This window comes from Gammaproteobacteria bacterium (genome assembly GCA_021648145.1).
Classification (GTDB): domain Bacteria; phylum Pseudomonadota; class Gammaproteobacteria; order JAADGQ01; family JAADGQ01; genus S141-38.
Window position 1 is genome coordinate 108,561 of record JAKITI010000007.1, and the last position, 16,998, is coordinate 125,558.

The 16,998-nt window shown below is 43.0% G+C and carries 20 protein-coding genes, 1 other RNA gene and 1 pseudogene; 6 read left to right on the top strand and 16 right to left on the bottom strand.

All coding sequences use genetic code 11. The features are described 5' to 3' along the window. The first annotated feature begins 2 nt into the window (after nt 1–2). The 3 genes and pseudogenes from L3J70_06265 to L3J70_06275 all read left to right on the top strand — a co-directional run bounded on the left by L3J70_06265 (nt 3) and on the right by L3J70_06275 (nt 2,224). The gene (locus L3J70_06265) at nt 3–818 is read left to right on the top strand and encodes a segregation/condensation protein A (protein ID MCF6235965.1); all 816 of its coding nucleotides are present in this window, start codon (nt 3–5) and stop codon (nt 816–818) included. Then, a pseudogene (gene scpB, locus L3J70_06270) lies at nt 799–1,332 on the top strand (SMC-Scp complex subunit ScpB). Before L3J70_06265 ends, scpB begins: the two are co-directional and overlap by 20 nt. 70 nt (nt 1,333–1,402) lie before the next feature. Beyond that, on the top strand, nt 1,403–2,224 hold the full coding sequence (locus tag L3J70_06275) for a pseudouridine synthase (protein ID MCF6235966.1): 822 nt from the start codon (nt 1,403–1,405) through the stop codon (nt 2,222–2,224). Here L3J70_06275 and orn read toward each other — a convergent pair. From orn to L3J70_06320, 9 genes are all read right to left on the bottom strand, one after another. Next, nucleotides 2,214–2,756 carry an oligoribonuclease gene (orn, locus tag L3J70_06280; GenBank protein MCF6235967.1) on the bottom strand — a complete coding sequence of 181 codons (543 nt, stop codon included), beginning with the start codon at nt 2,754–2,756 and terminating at the stop codon, nt 2,214–2,216. The genes L3J70_06275 and orn overlap by 11 nt on opposite strands. A gap of 6 nt (nt 2,757–2,762) precedes the next feature. After that, nucleotides 2,763–3,206, bottom strand: coding sequence for an Rrf2 family transcriptional regulator (locus L3J70_06285; protein ID MCF6235968.1), 444 nt, complete (start codon nt 3,204–3,206; stop codon nt 2,763–2,765). 1 nt (nt 3,207) lies between these two features. Continuing rightward, nucleotides 3,208–3,816 (bottom strand): recombination mediator RecR, encoded by a 609-nt coding sequence (gene recR, locus L3J70_06290; GenBank protein MCF6235969.1) that lies wholly within the window; start codon nt 3,814–3,816, stop codon nt 3,208–3,210. Nucleotides 3,817–3,842: 26 nt separating this feature from the next. Continuing rightward, nucleotides 3,843–4,163 (bottom strand): YbaB/EbfC family nucleoid-associated protein, encoded by a 321-nt coding sequence (locus L3J70_06295; GenBank protein ID MCF6235970.1) that lies wholly within the window; start codon nt 4,161–4,163, stop codon nt 3,843–3,845. Nucleotides 4,164–4,196: 33 nt separating this feature from the next. Further along, nucleotides 4,197–5,960, bottom strand: a complete 1,764-nt coding sequence (dnaX, locus tag L3J70_06300) for a DNA polymerase III subunit gamma/tau (GenBank protein ID MCF6235971.1) — start codon at nt 5,958–5,960, stop codon at nt 4,197–4,199. A gap of 58 nt (nt 5,961–6,018) precedes the next feature. Further along, an RNA gene (gene ffs / locus L3J70_06305) (signal recognition particle sRNA small type) lies at nt 6,019–6,115 on the bottom strand. Nucleotides 6,116–6,229: 114 nt separating this feature from the next. Further along, complete coding sequence (locus L3J70_06310) at nt 6,230–7,084, bottom strand: DUF4412 domain-containing protein (protein ID MCF6235972.1); 855 nt, start codon at nt 7,082–7,084, stop codon at nt 6,230–6,232. Continuing rightward, nucleotides 7,084–7,881, bottom strand: coding sequence for an ABC transporter permease (locus tag L3J70_06315; protein ID MCF6235973.1), 798 nt, complete (start codon nt 7,879–7,881; stop codon nt 7,084–7,086). Before L3J70_06315 ends, L3J70_06310 begins: the two co-directional genes overlap by 1 nt. Before the next feature lie 2 nt (nt 7,882–7,883). After that, entirely contained in the window at nt 7,884–8,810 is a 927-nt protein-coding gene (locus L3J70_06320; protein MCF6235974.1) for an ABC transporter permease, read from the bottom strand. Between the two features lie 20 nt (nt 8,811–8,830). On the opposite strand from L3J70_06320, the gene L3J70_06325 reads away from it, so the two are divergent. Continuing rightward, entirely contained in the window at nt 8,831–9,298 is a 468-nt protein-coding gene (locus tag L3J70_06325) for a hypothetical protein (GenBank protein ID MCF6235975.1), read from the top strand. Here the strand turns inward: L3J70_06325 and dapE are convergent. From dapE to dapF, 7 genes are all read right to left on the bottom strand, one after another. Next, nucleotides 9,291–10,418: a succinyl-diaminopimelate desuccinylase gene (dapE, locus tag L3J70_06330; protein MCF6235976.1), complete on the bottom strand. Its 1,128-nt coding sequence runs from the start codon at nt 10,416–10,418 to the stop codon at nt 9,291–9,293. The two genes, L3J70_06325 and dapE, sit on opposite strands and share 8 nt — an antisense overlap. Nucleotides 10,419–10,430: 12 nt before the next feature. Then, entirely contained in the window at nt 10,431–10,778 is a 348-nt protein-coding gene (locus L3J70_06335) for an ArsC family reductase (protein MCF6235977.1), read from the bottom strand. 56 nt (nt 10,779–10,834) lie between these two features. Next, a complete protein-coding gene (dapD, locus tag L3J70_06340; GenBank protein ID MCF6235978.1) occupies nt 10,835–11,656 on the bottom strand; it encodes a 2,3,4,5-tetrahydropyridine-2,6-dicarboxylate N-succinyltransferase in 822 nt (273 codons plus the stop codon). 52 nt (nt 11,657–11,708) lie between these two features. Continuing rightward, on the bottom strand, nt 11,709–12,908 hold the full coding sequence (gene dapC, locus L3J70_06345) for a succinyldiaminopimelate transaminase (protein MCF6235979.1): 1,200 nt from the start codon (nt 12,906–12,908) through the stop codon (nt 11,709–11,711). A gap of 73 nt (nt 12,909–12,981) precedes the next feature. Beyond that, nucleotides 12,982–13,887 carry a cation diffusion facilitator family transporter gene (locus L3J70_06350; GenBank protein MCF6235980.1) on the bottom strand — a complete coding sequence of 302 codons (906 nt, stop codon included), beginning with the start codon at nt 13,885–13,887 and terminating at the stop codon, nt 12,982–12,984. Between the two features lie 66 nt (nt 13,888–13,953). Then, complete coding sequence (locus L3J70_06355; protein ID MCF6235981.1) at nt 13,954–14,658, bottom strand: DUF484 family protein; 705 nt, start codon at nt 14,656–14,658, stop codon at nt 13,954–13,956. After that, the gene (gene dapF / locus L3J70_06360) at nt 14,655–15,488 is read right to left on the bottom strand and encodes a diaminopimelate epimerase (GenBank protein MCF6235982.1); all 834 of its coding nucleotides are present in this window, start codon (nt 15,486–15,488) and stop codon (nt 14,655–14,657) included. The genes L3J70_06355 and dapF overlap by 4 nt, the downstream gene beginning before the upstream one ends. Nucleotides 15,489–16,131: 643 nt before the next feature. Between dapF and L3J70_06365 the strand changes: the two genes are divergently transcribed. Both L3J70_06365 and tatA read left to right on the top strand, forming a co-directional pair. Continuing rightward, on the top strand, nt 16,132–16,632 hold the full coding sequence (locus L3J70_06365) for a pyridoxamine 5'-phosphate oxidase family protein (GenBank protein MCF6235983.1): 501 nt from the start codon (nt 16,132–16,134) through the stop codon (nt 16,630–16,632). Between the two features lie 77 nt (nt 16,633–16,709). Beyond that, a complete protein-coding gene (gene tatA / locus L3J70_06370; protein MCF6235984.1) occupies nt 16,710–16,997 on the top strand; it encodes a twin-arginine translocase TatA/TatE family subunit in 288 nt (95 codons plus the stop codon). Nucleotide 16,998: the final 1 nt, after the last annotated feature.

The following is a 16,998-nucleotide window of genomic DNA, read 5'->3' on the forward strand; positions in this document are numbered from 1 at the left end:
CAGTGAATAAACCAGAGTTCGGCCCACAAATACCACTTGCTCTGGTCGAGGGGCAAGCGGTGACAGAGCTTCCCAAGGATTTATACATCCCACCAGATGCTTTACAGGTTATTTTGGAAACCTTTGAAGGGCCTCTGGATCTGTTGCTTTATCTCATCAAACGTCAAAATCTGGATATTCTGAATATACCCATTGCAGACATTACGCATCAATACATGGGCTATGTTGAATTGATGAAGTCTATGAATTTAGAGTTGGCTGCAGAATATCTGGTGATGGCCGCCATGTTGGCAGAAATCAAATCACGAATGTTGTTGCCCAGACCATCTGATGTCGAAGATGAAGACGATCCACGGGCAGAGCTCATCAGGCGTTTACAAGAGTATGAGCGATTTAAACAAGCGGCGCAGGATATTGATTGTTTGCCACGAATTGAGCGAGAAATTTTCCCCGTGCAGGCCGAAGTTCCAGTGACAAATATAACCCCATTAGTGCCTACAGTTGAGCTGGCTGATATTTTTTTGGCTTTGAAAGATGTCATTGCACGAGCAGAACTATTTACTCACCATGAGATTAAAAAAGAAGCTCTTTCTGTGCGGGAACGTATGACGAAGGTATTAACTCAATTAAGAGATGACAGGTTTTGTGAGTTTACATTGTTGTTTCCTCTGGATGAAGGGCGGGCAGGGGTTGTCGTGACACTGCTGGCAATTTTAGAATTGGTCAAAGAGTCACTGATTGAGATGATTCAAAACGATCTGTTTGCTCCGATTTATGTCAAAACAGCGGGTTCGATGAATGAATCAGCAACAGCTTAAAAATATCATTGAAGGCGCACTGCTGACAGCAGGCCAGCCTTTGACTGTTCACCGGTTATTGGCACTGTTTGAGGCGGAAGATCAACCTTCACATCAGGAGATTCATGATGTTTTAGATAGGCTGAGTGAAGAGTATGAATCACGAGGCATGGAACTGAAAGAGGTTGCGAGCGGGTTTCGCATTCAAATCAAACAATCGCTTGCGCCGTGGGTATCGAAACTATGGGAAGAGCGCCCCGTACGTTACTCACGTGCACTGCTGGAAACGTTGGCTTTGATTGTTTATCGTCAGCCAATTACACGGGCAGAAATTGAAGAAGTTCGTGGAGTTAGTGTCAGCACTTCAATTATTAAAACATTATTGGAGCGCGAATGGGTGCGTGTTGTAGGGCATAAAGAGGTTCCGGGTAAGCCCGCACTGTATGGCACAACAAGTGAGTTTCTTGACTATTTTAATCTGAAAAAACTGGATGAATTACCCGATTTATCAGATCTTTCTGATTTGGATAGTATTGAAAAAAAGTTTAAAAATGAATTGTCAGCAATTAATGTAACGCTGCGACAAGCGTAACGAAGGTGAAATAATGAGAGAGAGAATACAAAAATTATTGGCGCAGTCTGGTTTTGGGTCACGCCGAGAAATTGAGGGCTGGATTCGAGCTGGGCGAATCACGGTTAATGGTCAGTTAGCTAAGCTGGGTGATGTGGCTTCGGAAGATGATAAATTAACTCTGGATGGGCGTTTGGTTCATCTGAAAAAACGTGAAACTGTTACAACGCGAGTACTGGCTTACCACAAACCCGTTGGACAAGTATCTACCCGCAGTGATCCTGAAGGTCGCCCGACTGTTTTTAACAGTTTGCCGCGGCTGTCGGGTGAGCGCTGGATTGCTGTGGGTCGTCTTGATTTTAATACCAGTGGCTTGATATTAATGACCAATAACGGTGAATTAGCGAATCGTTTGATGCATCCATCGAATGGCATGGATCGAGAGTATGCCGTGCGTATACTCGGCGAAGTTGATAACGACATGTTGCAGCGTTTGCGTGATGGCGTAATGCTGGAGGATGGTAAAGGCCGTTTTGAAGATATTGTAGACAGCGGTGGAGAAGGGGCTAATCATTGGTATCACGTTGTTCTAAAAGAAGGGCGCAACCGCGAAGTTCGGCGTTTGTGGGAGTCGCAAGGTGTCAGGGTCAGTCGATTGCAGCGTGTACGCTTCGGGCCAATTATTTTACCGCGTAAAATTAGACCTGCAAAATTTCAAGAGTTGGAAGAGGGCGATCTTACCGTGTTGATGGAAGAAGTCGGTATGAAATACCGCAGACCAGTGACCACTAAAAAAGGGAGCCAGCGCGTGACACGTGCACCCAAGTCTAAATATTCAAGAAAAACTAAATTTTAAAAACATGCTTGCGGTAATGGATGAGTTCATTAATTGAGTCTTTGATATCATCCATTGCCAAGTGCGAAGAGCTTTTTTTGATCATTTTTACAATATCAGGTGACCAATGCTGTGTAAGCACTTTGATTGTGCTGACATCCAGATTTCTGTAATGAAAATAGTTCTCAAGCTCTTTCATATGACGATATAGGAAGCGACGATCCTGGCAAATGCTGTTGCCGCAAATTGGCGAACTGTTCTCTGGAACATATTTTTTGAGGAAGTCTAACGTTTCTCGTTCAGCTTCAACTTCAGTATATTGGCTTGCCTTGACTCGGTGAGTCAACCCTGATTTTCCGTGTTGTTTGGTATTCCATTCATCCATGCCTGCGAGCACTTCATCACTTTGATGAACAGCAATAATAGGGCCTTCTGCAACTGTATTAAGCTCGCTGTCGGTAATGACTGTTGCAATTTCAATAATACGATCATGATCTGAGTCTAACCCTGTCATTTCCAAGTCAATCCAGATGAGATTATTTTTATTTTGCAGCATGTTTTAACTCCTTTTTTTTATAAAAAGTACTTCGGCTAAAGCACTTTTGTTCTGGCTTATGAGATCAGCAAGTGTGTATTGATCGAGTACTTTTAAAAATTGTTGGGTGGCTTGATCCAGAATTTGGGTGAGTTGGCATATTTCCGAAATAACACAGTTCTGAGTTAAATTATTACAATCGAATGCGGATAAATTGACTTCAGTGTGGCGTATGAGGTCGCCGATATTAATTTCACTGGGTGGCTTGTTAAGGGTGGCTCCCCCATTTTTTCCAAGTACTGTGTGAATGAACCCGCCCAATGAGAGCTGATATACTACTTTTGCAATATGATGTCTGGAAATATTATAGCTTTGAGCAATCTCATTAACAGTCACAACTTCGCCTTGTTTGACAGCTAAATAGATCAATACGCGCAGTGAGTAATCGGTGTAACGTTTTAATTGCATTTTATGGCGATGACTCTATTTCACGCCTTCCGGAAAAGGCATGAGATAAGGTTCCACCATCGACAAACTCCAGTTCACCCCCTAGAGGCACACCGTGAGCAATGCGTGTTGTTTTGATCTGTCGACTGCGTACCATTTCACCAATGTAGTGCGCAGTGGCTTCACCTTCAATGGTTGGGTTGGTGGCCAGAATGATTTCTTTTATTTTGCCTGAATCAAGATGTGTTGCGAGCTGGTTTAAGCCGATTTCATCAGGCCCCAGGCCATCAATAGGGGAGAGGTGCCCCATCAATACAAAGTATCGCCCCTGAAATCCGGTTGATTGCTCAATGGCTTGTACATCGGTCGGCATTTCTACGATACAAAGCAGGCTGCGATCTCGTTTTTCATTGGAACATAAACGACAGACTTCCTTTTCACTCAAATTTCTACAGATTGAGCAGTGCCCCACTTTATCAGCCGCTTCGGTCAGATAGTGCGCGAGGCGGCGTGCGCCATTTCGGTCACGCTCTAAAAGATGAAATGCCATGCGTTGTGCAGACTTAGGACCCACTCCAGGCAGGCAGCACAGAGAGTCAATAAGTTGGGCAACGAGTGGTTCTTGAGTCATAAATATTTTTCAATCACTTAATTAGCTTAGAATGGCATTTTAAAACCAGGAGGCATTGGGAACCCTGCAGTCATGCCGGACATTTTTTCCTGACTCTCTTTTTCAATTTTACGTACGGCATCATTAACGGCGGCAGCAAGAAGGTCTTCAATCATCTCTTTGTCATCATCCATGAGTGCATCATCAATACTGACACGTTTCACATCATGTTTGCCTGTCATGATGACACTGACCATGCCGCCCCCTGCTTGCCCAGTCACTTCCATGGTTGCAAGATCTTCCTGAGCTTGTTGCATATTTTCCTGAATTTTCTGAGCTTGTTTCATCAGGTTGCCTAAATTTTTCATAGCAGTCTCCTTTTATAATGTAACTTGTTCGGGCTAGGGAAGTGGTTTTATTGAGTCAGTAACGACTCTGGCATTAAATCTATCTTGCAGTGCTTTAACATGAGCATCTTCAGAAATGGATTGTTTGGCCATTTCTAAACGCTCATCCGCTTTACGTTGCTGGCGTACAGCGGGTGTTTCTGTTTTGAGTGATGTTGCTGGTTCACTTTTCAGCTGGTCTTTTGATTCAAATATAAGTTTTACTGGAGCACTGAAGTAGTGTTGTAACGCCTTTTCCAGCCTTTCGATCAATTGTGGGCTGCGTAATCGCTCACCATTACGATCAACTTGCAAGGTTATCGTATTGCCGTCACGGTTTTTATACAAACTATTAAGTGCCAGTTGTTGAACCAGGCCTGTTAATTGTAATGACTCAACGATGGTATGCCAATCGTCTGAAGGAGAAGCTGCGGGTTGAGTCTGTATTTTTTGCCTAGAAGTTTTAAGGGGGGGTGTCACTTCTGGCTTTGAAGGTTTAGATTTTGCTAACTCTTTAGCGGCTGCAATCGCCTGTTTTGCTGGGCTGAGAACGGGTGCTTCAGGTTGCTGCTCTGGAGCTTTGGGTGGTTTTTGAGTTTTTATATTCAGTGATGCAGCCAGTGCCGGTTTTTTTTGTGGAACTGCAGCGGTGGGTTGTATGTTTTTTTCTGAGTTTGGAGTCGTATTTGATGCAGGTACAGGTCTGAATGCCAGCATACGTAACATGATCATTTCGAAACCCGTGCGTAAGTCGGGTGACAAGGATAAATCTCGTCGACCCATTAAGGCTATTTGATAATAAAGCTGAACATCTTGTGGTGATATATTTTCTGCAAGCTGTACGATAATCTCTCTATTATCCTCATCATCACTAAAAGCCGATGGAGCGGTTTGTTGCAGTGCAACACGATAAAACAGGGCAATCAGATCAGCGAGTACGCCATTAAAATCCGGGGCTTGCTCGGCGAGTTGGTGAACGCAGCCTAGCAAAGCTTCTGCACTGTTTTCGGCGAGTGCTTGTGCCAATTTTAATACATGTGTTTGTTCAATGGTGCCAAGCATCTCATGCATTTGAGCGGTCGTTAGTTGGCCACCGCTGTATGCTATGGCTTGATCAAGCAGGCTGAGTGCATCGCGCATACTGCCATCAGCAGCACGCGCAAGTTGCTTTAATGCGCTGTTTTCTGCTTCAATTTTTTCAGCTGTCAACACATAGCTTAAATGCTCTTGAATCAGCTCTGGAGGTAAACGTTTCAGGTTGAACTGCAAGCAACGAGAAAGAATGGTGGCAGGTAGTTTTTTCGGGTCGGTTGTTGCAAGTAAAAATTTGACGTGAGGTGGTGGTTCTTCCAGAGTTTTTAGTAGTGCATTGAAGCTGTGCGTTGATAGCATATGCACTTCGTCAATAAGGTATACTTTGTAGCGACCGCGCGTTGCTGCGTATTGTACGTTATCAAGTAACTCTCGGGTATCTTCCACTTTGGTACGAGAGGCGGCATCAACTTCAATCAGGTCAATAAAACGTCCGTCATTAATCTCTTGGCAAATACTACATTGACCGCATGGAGTCGAGCTGACCCCCGCTTCACAGTTGAGTGACTTGGCAAAAATGCGGGCAATGGTTGTTTTACCTACGCCCCGGGTACCCGTAAAAAGGTAGGCGTGGTGCAGGCGGTCGTTATCCAGCGCATTGGTGATTGCGCGCAGTACATGAGTCTGACCGACCATTTCGCTAAAGATGCCTGGGCGCCATTTACGCGCCAGCACTTGATAACCCATAGCTGCACCTGTTTTAAAGCTTGCTAATTTCCAAGCTTAAGAGTATATGGGTGGCAACTTGTACCCGCCGAATCCCGGCACACGCATCTGCTGCTGCCGTTGCTCCCTTCCGAGTCTGGCGGGGTTCACAGCGTAGCGTTGCGAGAAGACCGATACAAGTCACCATAAACTTTTGTTGTTTTACAACATCGGCGCATTATCAGTGATAATGCGCCGCTATTCAATCTGTTTTAAAAATTATTTATTTTGTGAACGTTCTTAAAGAAAGCTTAAAATCCTTTAATTGATGATTCTACAAAGTCTTTCCATGAGGTGGCCGCTTGATAATCTTTTGGAACCGAGTATTTTGCAAGGTCAAATTTCTTTTTTTCTACTGAAATGACCTCTTGCTCATCACGTATTGTGTCATCCTTGGAATTAGTTTTTTGAGGCATATCTGGAGTCGCTGCAAACATACCGTTACCGTACTTGATTCGTTTAATAAAATAGCCTTTATCATCTAACGTCGCTTCTGCATCTTTTTCAGGATCTTTCATTTTTTTGCCGAACATGGCTTCTTGCATGCCGCCCATTGTCTCTTTGAACTCTTTGGATAGTTTATCCAGTTTTTTAATATCAATCTCTTTGGAAATATCTTTCTCTAATGCCTTTGAAACCCATATTTCGCTGACTTTTTCATCACCTACCTTTAATACATACAGATCAGAATCATAGCCTTGTATAGAGGTTGAACCCTCTTTTTTTACGGTGATTTTTACATCACTCTGTTTTGGTAACATCTGCTCCATCATTTGCTTCATATAGGCTTGGTCTTCACTGCTCATTGCAGCTTTGCCTTCTTCGACTTTACTGGACATGAAACTCTTGAAAGCTGGTGCCATGCCTTTGCAGTCACCCATAAAGTACGATTTTTCACTGTGATTGAGTTGTGTGCAGTTGTTACTGTTGAAATCAATAATGGCGGACAGAGTGCCATTTTGCTGATTTATATATGTACCACTTTGAAAAATATGAGCTTCAATATTATCGCCACTTTTCTGTTTGACCATAATTCCGGCACTGACTGCGCTGCAAGCAAATGAGCTACTAATCAGTACGGCTAAAACTTTATTTGTTATTTTCATTATATTTTCCTCTGTTTAACATCGAGTCGATCTCGTAAGTAATCGCCGAGCAAGTTTACTGCAAGTACCACCAGCATTAAAGCAATTCCTGGAATAATTACCATATGAGGTGCGACTAACATGTATCTTGCGCCATCACGAATCATGCTACCCCATGATGCATCGGGGGGCTGAATGCCTAAGCCAAGAAATGAAAGCCCTGCTTCACCGATAATTACGGCAGCGACACCGAATGTGGCTTCAACAATCAATGGAGCCATAATCAGTGGCAGTAGATGTCGAATTACAATCTGAAAAGGGGGGATGCCGAGTGCTTCTGCGGCCTGCACATGCTCTCTTTGTCTGATAGAAAGCACTTGGGCACGAGAGAGACGTGCATAGCCAACCCAACCGACTGTGCAAAGTGCGATAACAACATTATCTATACCTGGACCCATTAAGCCTGCCATGGCGATGGCAAGAAGAATGCCAGGAAAAGCGAGGAATATATCAATGATTCGCACAATAAGGTGATCCCACCATCCGCCAATATAGGCACTAAAAGCGCCAACGAGTGTTCCTACCACTGTGGAGATTAAAATCACCCAGAATACGACATAAAATGAACTCTTTGCACCCATCACCAGACGATCCCAAAGGGGTCGTCCAAGATCATCATAACCCAGCCATGCCTCTATGTTGGGTGGTGTTAATATTTCAGTGAGATTGACTAAATTTGGTTGAAGTGGGAGCAGGGAGCCGAATAGAGCAAAAAACAGCCATAAAATGACGATTGCGAGTGGAATGTAGAAGCGCACCGTTATGAGTTTCCAAGTCGGATGCGTGGATCAATCAACGCATAAACTACATCAGTCAATGTATTAACAACAACATAAGTGAGAGCAATCACCAAAATACAGGCTTGCACAACGGGGTAATCGCGACGATTGATTGAATCAATTGTTAATTGACCAATTCCGGGCCATGAAAAAACAATTTCGGTAATTACAGCACCGCCAAGTAGTACGCCAAGTTGCAAACCCAGAATGGTAATAACGGGTAGCAAGGCATTGCTTAAACCATGTTTTAAAACAACGCGACGCTCTTTGAGTCCTTTGGCGCGAGCTGTGCGAATAAAATCTTCATCCATCACTTCAAGCAGGGCGGCGCGTATCATTCTTGATAAAATAGCTGCCATTGCCGTGCCTAGTGTGATCGCGGGTAAAATCAAAGCTGCCCAGCTCTCATGGCCACTGACGGGCAGCCAGCCGAGCCAGAGTGAAAAAACCAGGATAAGTAGGGGGCCTAGCCAGAAGTTGGGCATGGATACGCCGATGAGTGCAACTCCCATTGCGCCGTGATCCCACCAGGTATTACGCCGGATAGCAGCAATTATCCCTAAAGGAAAAGCAATGATGACTGCGACCAGCAAGCCTGCGACTGCCAGTTGAAATGTTGCTGGAAGGCGTTCAGCGAGTAGTTCAGTAATGGGGCGTTTGGAGTGAAGTGATGTGCCGAGGTCGAATTGCAGCAGGTTTCCAAAGTAGTTAACAAGTTGCTGATGAATGGGGAGGTCAAGCCCTAATGCATGGCGTAACGCTTCACGATCAGCCGGCTTCGCACTTTCGCCCAGCATCACTTCAACAGGATCACCAGGTACGAGGTGAATAAGTAGAAAGACTAGAGTGGAAACGCCGATAATAACAAAGACAGCGCTGGCTAATCGCGTTAGTATGAAATGCAACATAAGTTAATGGATACGTTTAAATGATTGCTTGGATTTTTATTGCACTATTTTTGGTTGTTGTGATCGTGATTGCACCGCGTTTTAAACACTCTATACAATTTTATATCGTACTCTTCACTATTATTCTCATGATGGCTCTCTATTTTTTCTGGCAAAGAGAAAACTCACGTGATACTGCACAAATGTTAATTCCTGCCAGTGAAATTGAGTTGACTGACTTGGCGTTTTCATTTAATCGTAAGTTCAGTGGCCAGATCACGAACAGCTCGACAGACTATACGTTAACCGAGCTGGCACTGGAAGTGGTGATCGAAGATTGTGTCCAGAGTGATTGCACTTTTTCTTCTAAAGGCTCAATGCGAATATGGAAAGAGGTCGCACCAGGGCAAACTGTTATGTTCGATCAATACCTGAAACTGGATAAGCTGGAAAAACCTAAAGGGCAGTTTCAGTGGAAAACAGAGATTGCCTACACTAAAGCTAAGTGAGTAATTTGCCCAACATTCTTTCATAAACATCAGAAAGAATATTCAGGTCTTCTGCACGTACGCATTCATTGATTTTGTGAATCGTTGCGTTAAGCGGGCCGAGTTCGAGCACTTGAGCGCCTGTGGGTGCGATAAATCGTCCATCTGATGTGCCGCCCGTTGTCGAAATTTCAGTCTCAATATGGGTGACTTCTTTGATGGCGGCGCAGGCGGCATCAACCAGTGCTCCTTCAGGTGTCAGAAACGGTTGGCCTGATAAATTCCACTCTAGTGTGTATTTCAGTTGGTGTTTATCAAGTACCTGATGAACACTCTCTTTGAGTTGTTCGTGGGTCACTTCGGTTGAATAACGAAAGTTAAAGAGTAGTTCCAAATCGCCTGGAATGACATTGGTGGCTCCAGTACCTGCGTTAATATTTGAAACCTGAAATGTTGTCGGTGGGAAAAATTTATTGCCCTGATCCCACTTTTTGGTGCTTAACTCTGTGAGTGCTGGCACTGCAAGATGAATGGGGTTTTTTGCCAAGTGAGGGTAGGCGATGTGGCCTTGCACGCCATGAATGGTGAGCTTGCCATTGAGTGAGCCTCGTCGGCCATTTTTAATCATGTCACCGAGTTGCTGACCTGAAGTAGGTTCGCCAACCAGGCACCAATCAATTTTTTCGTTGCGTGCTTCTAAGTGCTCTATGACTTTCACCGTGCCATCATCAGCGGGGCCTTCTTCATCACTGGTAATCAGAAATGCAATTGAGCCTTGATGGTTTGGGTTGTCAGCGATAAAGCGTTCGCAGGCGGTGACCATTGCCGCGATACTGCCTTTCATATCGGCTGCACCTCGTCCATACAGGTAGCCATTTTTTATCTCTGCTGCAAAAGGAGGGGAGTCCCATTGTGACTCTGGCCCCGTCGGTACGACATCGGTATGGCCTGCAAAAGCAAACAGAGGGCCTTCATTACCACGTCGAGCCCAAAAATTATCAACATCACCAAAACGTAATTTTTCAATTTTGAAACCGATGGCTTCTAAGCGATGAATAATCATCGGTTGGCAACCGGCATCATCAGGTGTGATAGATTGGCAGTTGATGAGGGCTTGGGTAAGTTCTAGTGTTGGGCTCATAGATAGTCGTTTTTATTTGTTAAAAATTTTAGTGTAAGTATCTTCATTAAAGCCTATGTAAATTTCATCTTGATGTGCTAATACGGGTCTCTTAACCAGTGTGGGGTTTTCAAGAATCAATTTCATCGCTTTGTTGTCATCAATATTTTTTTTATCTTCATCAGAGAGCTGTCGCCAGCTAAGGCCGCGCTTGTTTAAAACAGTCTCCCATCCGGCTGAGGCAATCCAGTGATGTAGGGTAGTTTCGTCAATGCCGTCCTTACGAAAGTCATGAAACGTATGTTCGATACCTTGATTGTTGAGCCACTTGATGGCTTTTCGCACGGTATCGCAGTTTTTAATGCCGTATATTGTTGTCATGATTTTTTATCTAAAAATGGCTCGATTTTCTAAAAAAAACGAGCCAGGTTTCAGCCTTAAATATCTCTTAAGAGTTCGTTGATACCGACTTTGCTACGAGTTCTTGCATCTACTTGTTTAACGATCACTGCACAGTAGAGGCTGTAAGTGCCATCTTTTGAAGGTAAATTACCAGAAACAACGACTGAACCGGCAGGAATACGACCGTAAGTGACTTCGCCCGTTGCGCGGTTAAAAATCTTAGTGCTTTGGCCAATATAGACACCCATTGAAATCACCGCACCTTCCTCAACGATCACACCTTCCACCACTTCAGAACGAGCACCGATAAAGCAGTTATCTTCAATAATGGTTGGGCTGGCTTGCAGTGGTTCCAATACGCCACCAATGCCAACACCGCCCGAAAGGTGAACGTTCTTACCAATTTGAGCACATGATCCTACCGTTGCCCAAGTATCGACCATGGTGCCGCTATCTACATAAGCACCGATATTGACATAAGAAGGCATTAATACAACCCCCGAAGCGATGTATGAACCTTTACGTACCGTGGCGGGGGGAACAATTCGAACGCCTGCTTCACGGAAGTCGCGTGAATTATAGTCTGCAAATTTAGGGGAAACTTTATCGTAATAGTTGGTTTCGCCACCATTCATTGGGTAATTGTCTTCGATGCGAAAAGAGAGCAGCACTGCTTTTTTCAGCCATTCGTTAACAACCCAGTCACCGTCTTTTTTCTCGGCAACACGACGCTCTCCACAATCCAGAGATGCAATCGCTTCATTGACGGCTTCTTTAACATGCGTATCAACATTTCGAGGTGTGATTTCTGCACGCTTTTCAAATGCTTCATTAATGATTTGTTCAATGCTTCTCATTATTTTTCCTTTTAAAAACAACTAAATAATAGATTAAGTTAATGTTAAAACTTTAAAGTGATTTGATAAACTCTTTAATACGATTTGCTGCATCAATGCATTCATCCAGCGGCGCAACCAGAGCCATTCGGATACGATTTTCTCCTGGGTTTAAACCATGGGCATGACGAGAAATGTAACGGCCTGGCAACACGGTCACATTCTGCTTGGCATAAAGTTGCTCGGCAAAGTCGGTATCATTAATAGGTGTTTCTGCCCATAGATAAAAACCTGCCGGAGGGCGTTCTATCTCCATGACGGGTTTTAATATTTCGAGCACAGCATCGAATTTTTGACGATACATTTTACGGTTTTTTTGTACATGCTTTTCATCTCGCCAAGCTAAAATACTGGCAGCTTGAGTGTGCAGTGGCATGGCGCTGCCGTGGTAGGTACGATACAGCAAAAATTTTTCGATGATACTTTGATCACCCGCAACAAAACCTGAACGCAAGCCTGGTAGGTTTGAACGCTTGGAAAGGCTATGAAATACGATGCAATTTTTATAGTCACTGCGTCCCATTTGTGCCGCTGTTTCCAAGAGGCCCGTGGGTGGTTTGCTTTCATCATCATAAAGCTCTGAATAACATTCGTCAGAGGCAATAATAAAGTTGTGTTTGTCTGATAGTTGAATTAGCTTTTTAAATACAGGTGCTTCAATGGTCGCACCACTCGGATTACCTGGCGAACATAAATAGAGTAACTGGCAATCCTCCCAGATTGATGCAGGAACTTTATCAAAATCAGGTTGGTGATTTGTGTCTGCCGTTGCATTGAGAAAGTAAGGCTGCGCTCCTGACAAAAATGCAGCGCCCTCATAGATCTGGTAAAAAGGATTAGGCATTAAAACTTTGGCGTTGTTTTTTGTGCGATCTATAACGCATTGAGCAAATGCAAAGAGTGCTTCACGTGTGCCGTTGACAGGTAAAACATTTTTTGCAGCATCCAGACTGTTCTCTGGCAGTGAAAAGCGTTTTTTTAGCCACTCAGTGATGGCTTCACGTAATTCATCCGATCCTTTGGTGGTCGGGTAGCGGCATAAGCTGTGCATGTGAGTGATCACCTCTTCACATACAAAGCTCGGTGGCATGTGTTTGGGCTCACCGATAGAGAGCAAAATAGGTTGTTTGTCAGTGGGAGGTGTGACCCCGGCTTTGAGCTTTGCAAGAAATTCAAATGGATAAGGGCTCAGTTTGGCTAAATTGGGGTTCATTCTTTAAATCGGTATTCTTTGCTTGAAACGGCGCAGTATAACAAAGGAACGGTCACAAAAAAATTAGCGTCGCTCAAGATCTGGGAATTGAGAGAGTGGCACTGGCAGGATCCTGGTGAATAATAACCTCAGCGTCAGGAAATGCTTTGAGCAGTGCAATTTCAACATCATCTGCAATGGTGTGAGCTTGAAGTAAGCTTAGCTCATCATCCAACTCCAAATGCAACTGAATGAAACTAAACATCCCTGAGCGACGTGTTCGCAGGTCATGCATGCCTCGCACCTCAGCATGCCTTAATACGATTTGCTCAATGCGGTAGCGTTCGTCGTCGGGCAGTTCACGATCCATAAGTAGCTGAACAGATTCATTGCCAATCTTCCAGGCACTGTGAAGAATGAAACCTGCGATTGCTATTGCGATAATTGAATCAAATATAGGTGATCCCATGCTTGCAAGCAGCAAGCTGATAATCACGCTAAAATTAATCAAAAGATCCATTTTATAGTGCAGTGAATCTGCTTGAATGGCTGTGGACTTCGTTCTTTTTATTACGTATCGCTGGATGGAAAGTAGAATTAATGTTGCGAAAATAGAAAAAATCATCACAGCGATTCCAATACCAATTGCATCCGGTGTATGAGGGTTAAACAAACGACTGCTTGCTTCGAGCAATAAAAAGGCGGCTGACCCTGCGATAAATGCAGATTGCCCCAAACTGGCGAGTGATTCAGCTTTACCGTGGCCAAAGCGATGCTCGTCATCAGCGGGTTGCAGTGCATGTCTGATAGCGTATAGGTTCAGAAGAGATGCTGCTGCATCAAGACAGGAGTCAATCAGCGTGGCTAACAGGCTGACTGAGTCGCTCATCAACCAGGCAATCAATTTTGTCGCAATTAAAAGAAAAGCAATAGATACCGACGCATAGGTCGCCAGTTTTAATAGACGTTTAGTTTCATGGGGTGGGAGTCGGTTGTGCATAAACCTGATTGTACTGCATACAGAAGCGGTAAAATATACCGCTTCTGATTTTTTAAGAGCTTTAGTTTAAAGAGTAAAGTTACGTCGTAATGAGTGGCTGATAATTTCACTTAAAAAAGATAAAAACAGAGTCCCTTGGGTCGCATGATAGCGATTTTTATCGAAGCTCCCGAGTCCCAGTACACCAAAGCAATGATTTGTTCCCAATGGCAAAAACACAGCCGATTGAATTTTCTCGGATTGCTGACCAAATAGCCATTTTAGTATTTCAGGATTTAACTTTCCACATGAAAATTTTCCTACCTGCAAGAGCTCTTCAAAAGAAGCCAGACTTTCATCAGTTCGGTCTAGGTACTTAATTTTAAGCGCTGCACTTGTTGCGTGCTGATTGCTGTCTGAAAATAAGTTGAGTGTTATAAGGTCCGTATTAAAGTCAATTTTAAGGCAATCATACAGAGCCGATATTTGCTTGTCAGGTGTTTTTGCATCAAGTAATTTTAATGTTAATCCTCGAACATGTTGATTGATTTTGTCATTATCATGGGCAATGCCAACCAATTCATGCATCTGTTGTTTGAGTTGTTTAATCGTTTCCTGTTGTACTTTGGTTTGATGCTCAGAGAATGAGGTCGTACCTTTTGTATATCTGGATGTACTCAGTTTATTAAACAGATCGGTATGATTCACTAAAAAATCAGGATGAGCCTGTAGGTAGTCAATTACAGATTGAGCATTCAGAGTGTTTGATTGTAAAAATGGTTCTATAGTCATAGTTCAATATCACCTTCATAGACGGTATTGGTGGGGCCTGTCATCCATATAGGCTCTTTCTCTTTTCCTGTCCAACATATTTTTAATGTGCCACCCGGTAACTCGACAGTCACATTTTGATCAATTATTCCCTGGCGCTGACCGACTGCTACAGCAGCACACGCACCACTGCCACAAGCCAGTGTTTCGCCGCTGCCTCGTTCGAAAACTCGCAGGCGAATATAGTTGCGTGTCACGACTTCCATAAAGCCTACATTGACCCGATCAGGAAACCGAGGGTGTGACTCTATTTCTGAGCCCAGTTGATGAACCGCCGCTGCAGCAACATGATCCACTTGCAATACTGCATGAGGATTACCCAGGGAGACAGCACCAATCTCAACACGTTGGTCTTCCAAGTCCAGAAAATAGCGGCCAGCAAGGGCTGGGGCTTTAAAGGGAATTTGCTCTGGTTCAAATTTTGGGAGCCCCATATTCACACTGACTTGTCCATCTGCTTCGATATGCAACTTGATGATTCCCGTGGCGGTGCTTACTATAATATTATTTTTATCAGTAAGATAGTGGTCTCTGACAAAACGTGCAAAGCAACGTGCGCCATTGCCACATTGTTCAGCTTCACTTCCATCAGCATTAAAAATCCGATAATGAAAATCAACGTTTGCTTCTTTCGAATTCTCAACCATAAGCAGTTGATCGCAACCAATTCCAAAATGGCGATCAGCCATCAAGCGAATTTGTTCTTCGGCGAGATTTATATTTTGATTGATAGCATCAATGACAATGAAGTCATTACCTAAACCATGCATTTTTGTAAAGTGAATGCGCATTCTTAAAATGTACTGCAGTATTTAAAGAACTTCTAATCGACGTAATCAGAAATTTCTTTACTTTAAGAGAGTAAACAGAGTTTTATGCCGGATTTTCCTCCATAAGTCAATATTTTAATGCACTTATTATTTAGGTGTATTGAAAGCTCGTTTGAAGGAGAATCGTTGTCTATTTTTATTCCGATTTGTTCTGGGTGATTTTCCTGGGTTCAAGGTGAATTTGTAGCGATTGAAGGCGAATGCTCTGACGTAGCATTTTAGAGGAGGAAAAATTAATCTTGAATGTGACATTTAAGTGTTGACTTTTGTAAAAATCCACAGCTTTTAATTTTTGGGTGTCAATATATTATTTGTGTAGACATAAAATTTAATAAGAGTCAATAATTTGAGTTTATGTAATTTAAGTCATTGAAATATATTGTAAAAAAATAATTGTACATTTTTTGGCCGTTTTAATATAAAGTGAGTCATAGTGCCGTTTGACACCTTTTTTTAAGAATTCATCCACAAGGTTATCCACAGGCTCTGTGAATAAACCGTGAAAGCCCTTGTGGGGCTGTGATTTGTAATAATTTCTGACTTTTTTAGTCAAATTAAGGTGTTGTATAATGAGTTGCAATAACAATTTTTTAAGGTGAAAAATATGAAGTCAGATGCTTTGACTTTAGATGTAGAAAGAGAGGCTTGTCGTCAGTTCATTGAAGGTTTTTCTTCGGTCTTAATGGCAACAGTCAGTTGTCATGGTGAGCCTGAAGCCAGTTATGCTCCATATGTTGAATATGAAGGCCACTATTTTGTATTGATCAGTGAGTTAGCCATGCATACCAGAAATTTGATTGTAACGGATAAAATAAGTTTGTTGTTTATAGAAAATGAGTGCGAGGCTAAAAATATTTTTGCCAGAAAGCGGGTAAGTTATCAATGTCAGGCATTGAAAGTTGAGAGAGGAAGTGACATCTATAATTTAGTATTGCTTGCTTTCTCTAAAAAATTTGGAAAAGTGATTGATGTTCTAAAAACGTTAAAAGACTTTCATTTGTATCGCTTGTCGCCGCAACAAGGACGGTATGTGGCAGGGTTTGGTCGCACCTTTGTCATGAATGATGGTGGGTTTGAAATGGTTAAGAAGTCTCCGAACAGGTAGAATAAGAGATAAGAAGTTTGTAGAGTTGATTATGAATCGTTAGAATCAAAGTAATATTTAATGGAGATCAGGTTATCATGGGTTTTAGTGGAATAAGTATTTGGCAACTATTAATTGTTCTCGTCATCGTGGTGCTTATTTTTGGTACAAAACGCTTGAAAGGGATGGGAACAGATGTTGGGGGGTTTATAAAGGGCTTTCGTGGTGCGATGTCAGGTGGTGATGACGATGAGAAAAAAAAATCAGGCCACGAAGAGAAAAAGCTTGCCAATGAGAGTGAAAATTTAGAAGAGATCAATGAAGAGGCCGATAAAATAAAAAAAGAATCTAAAGAGTCTTCTTATGTCGCTTCGCGTGATAAGTGAT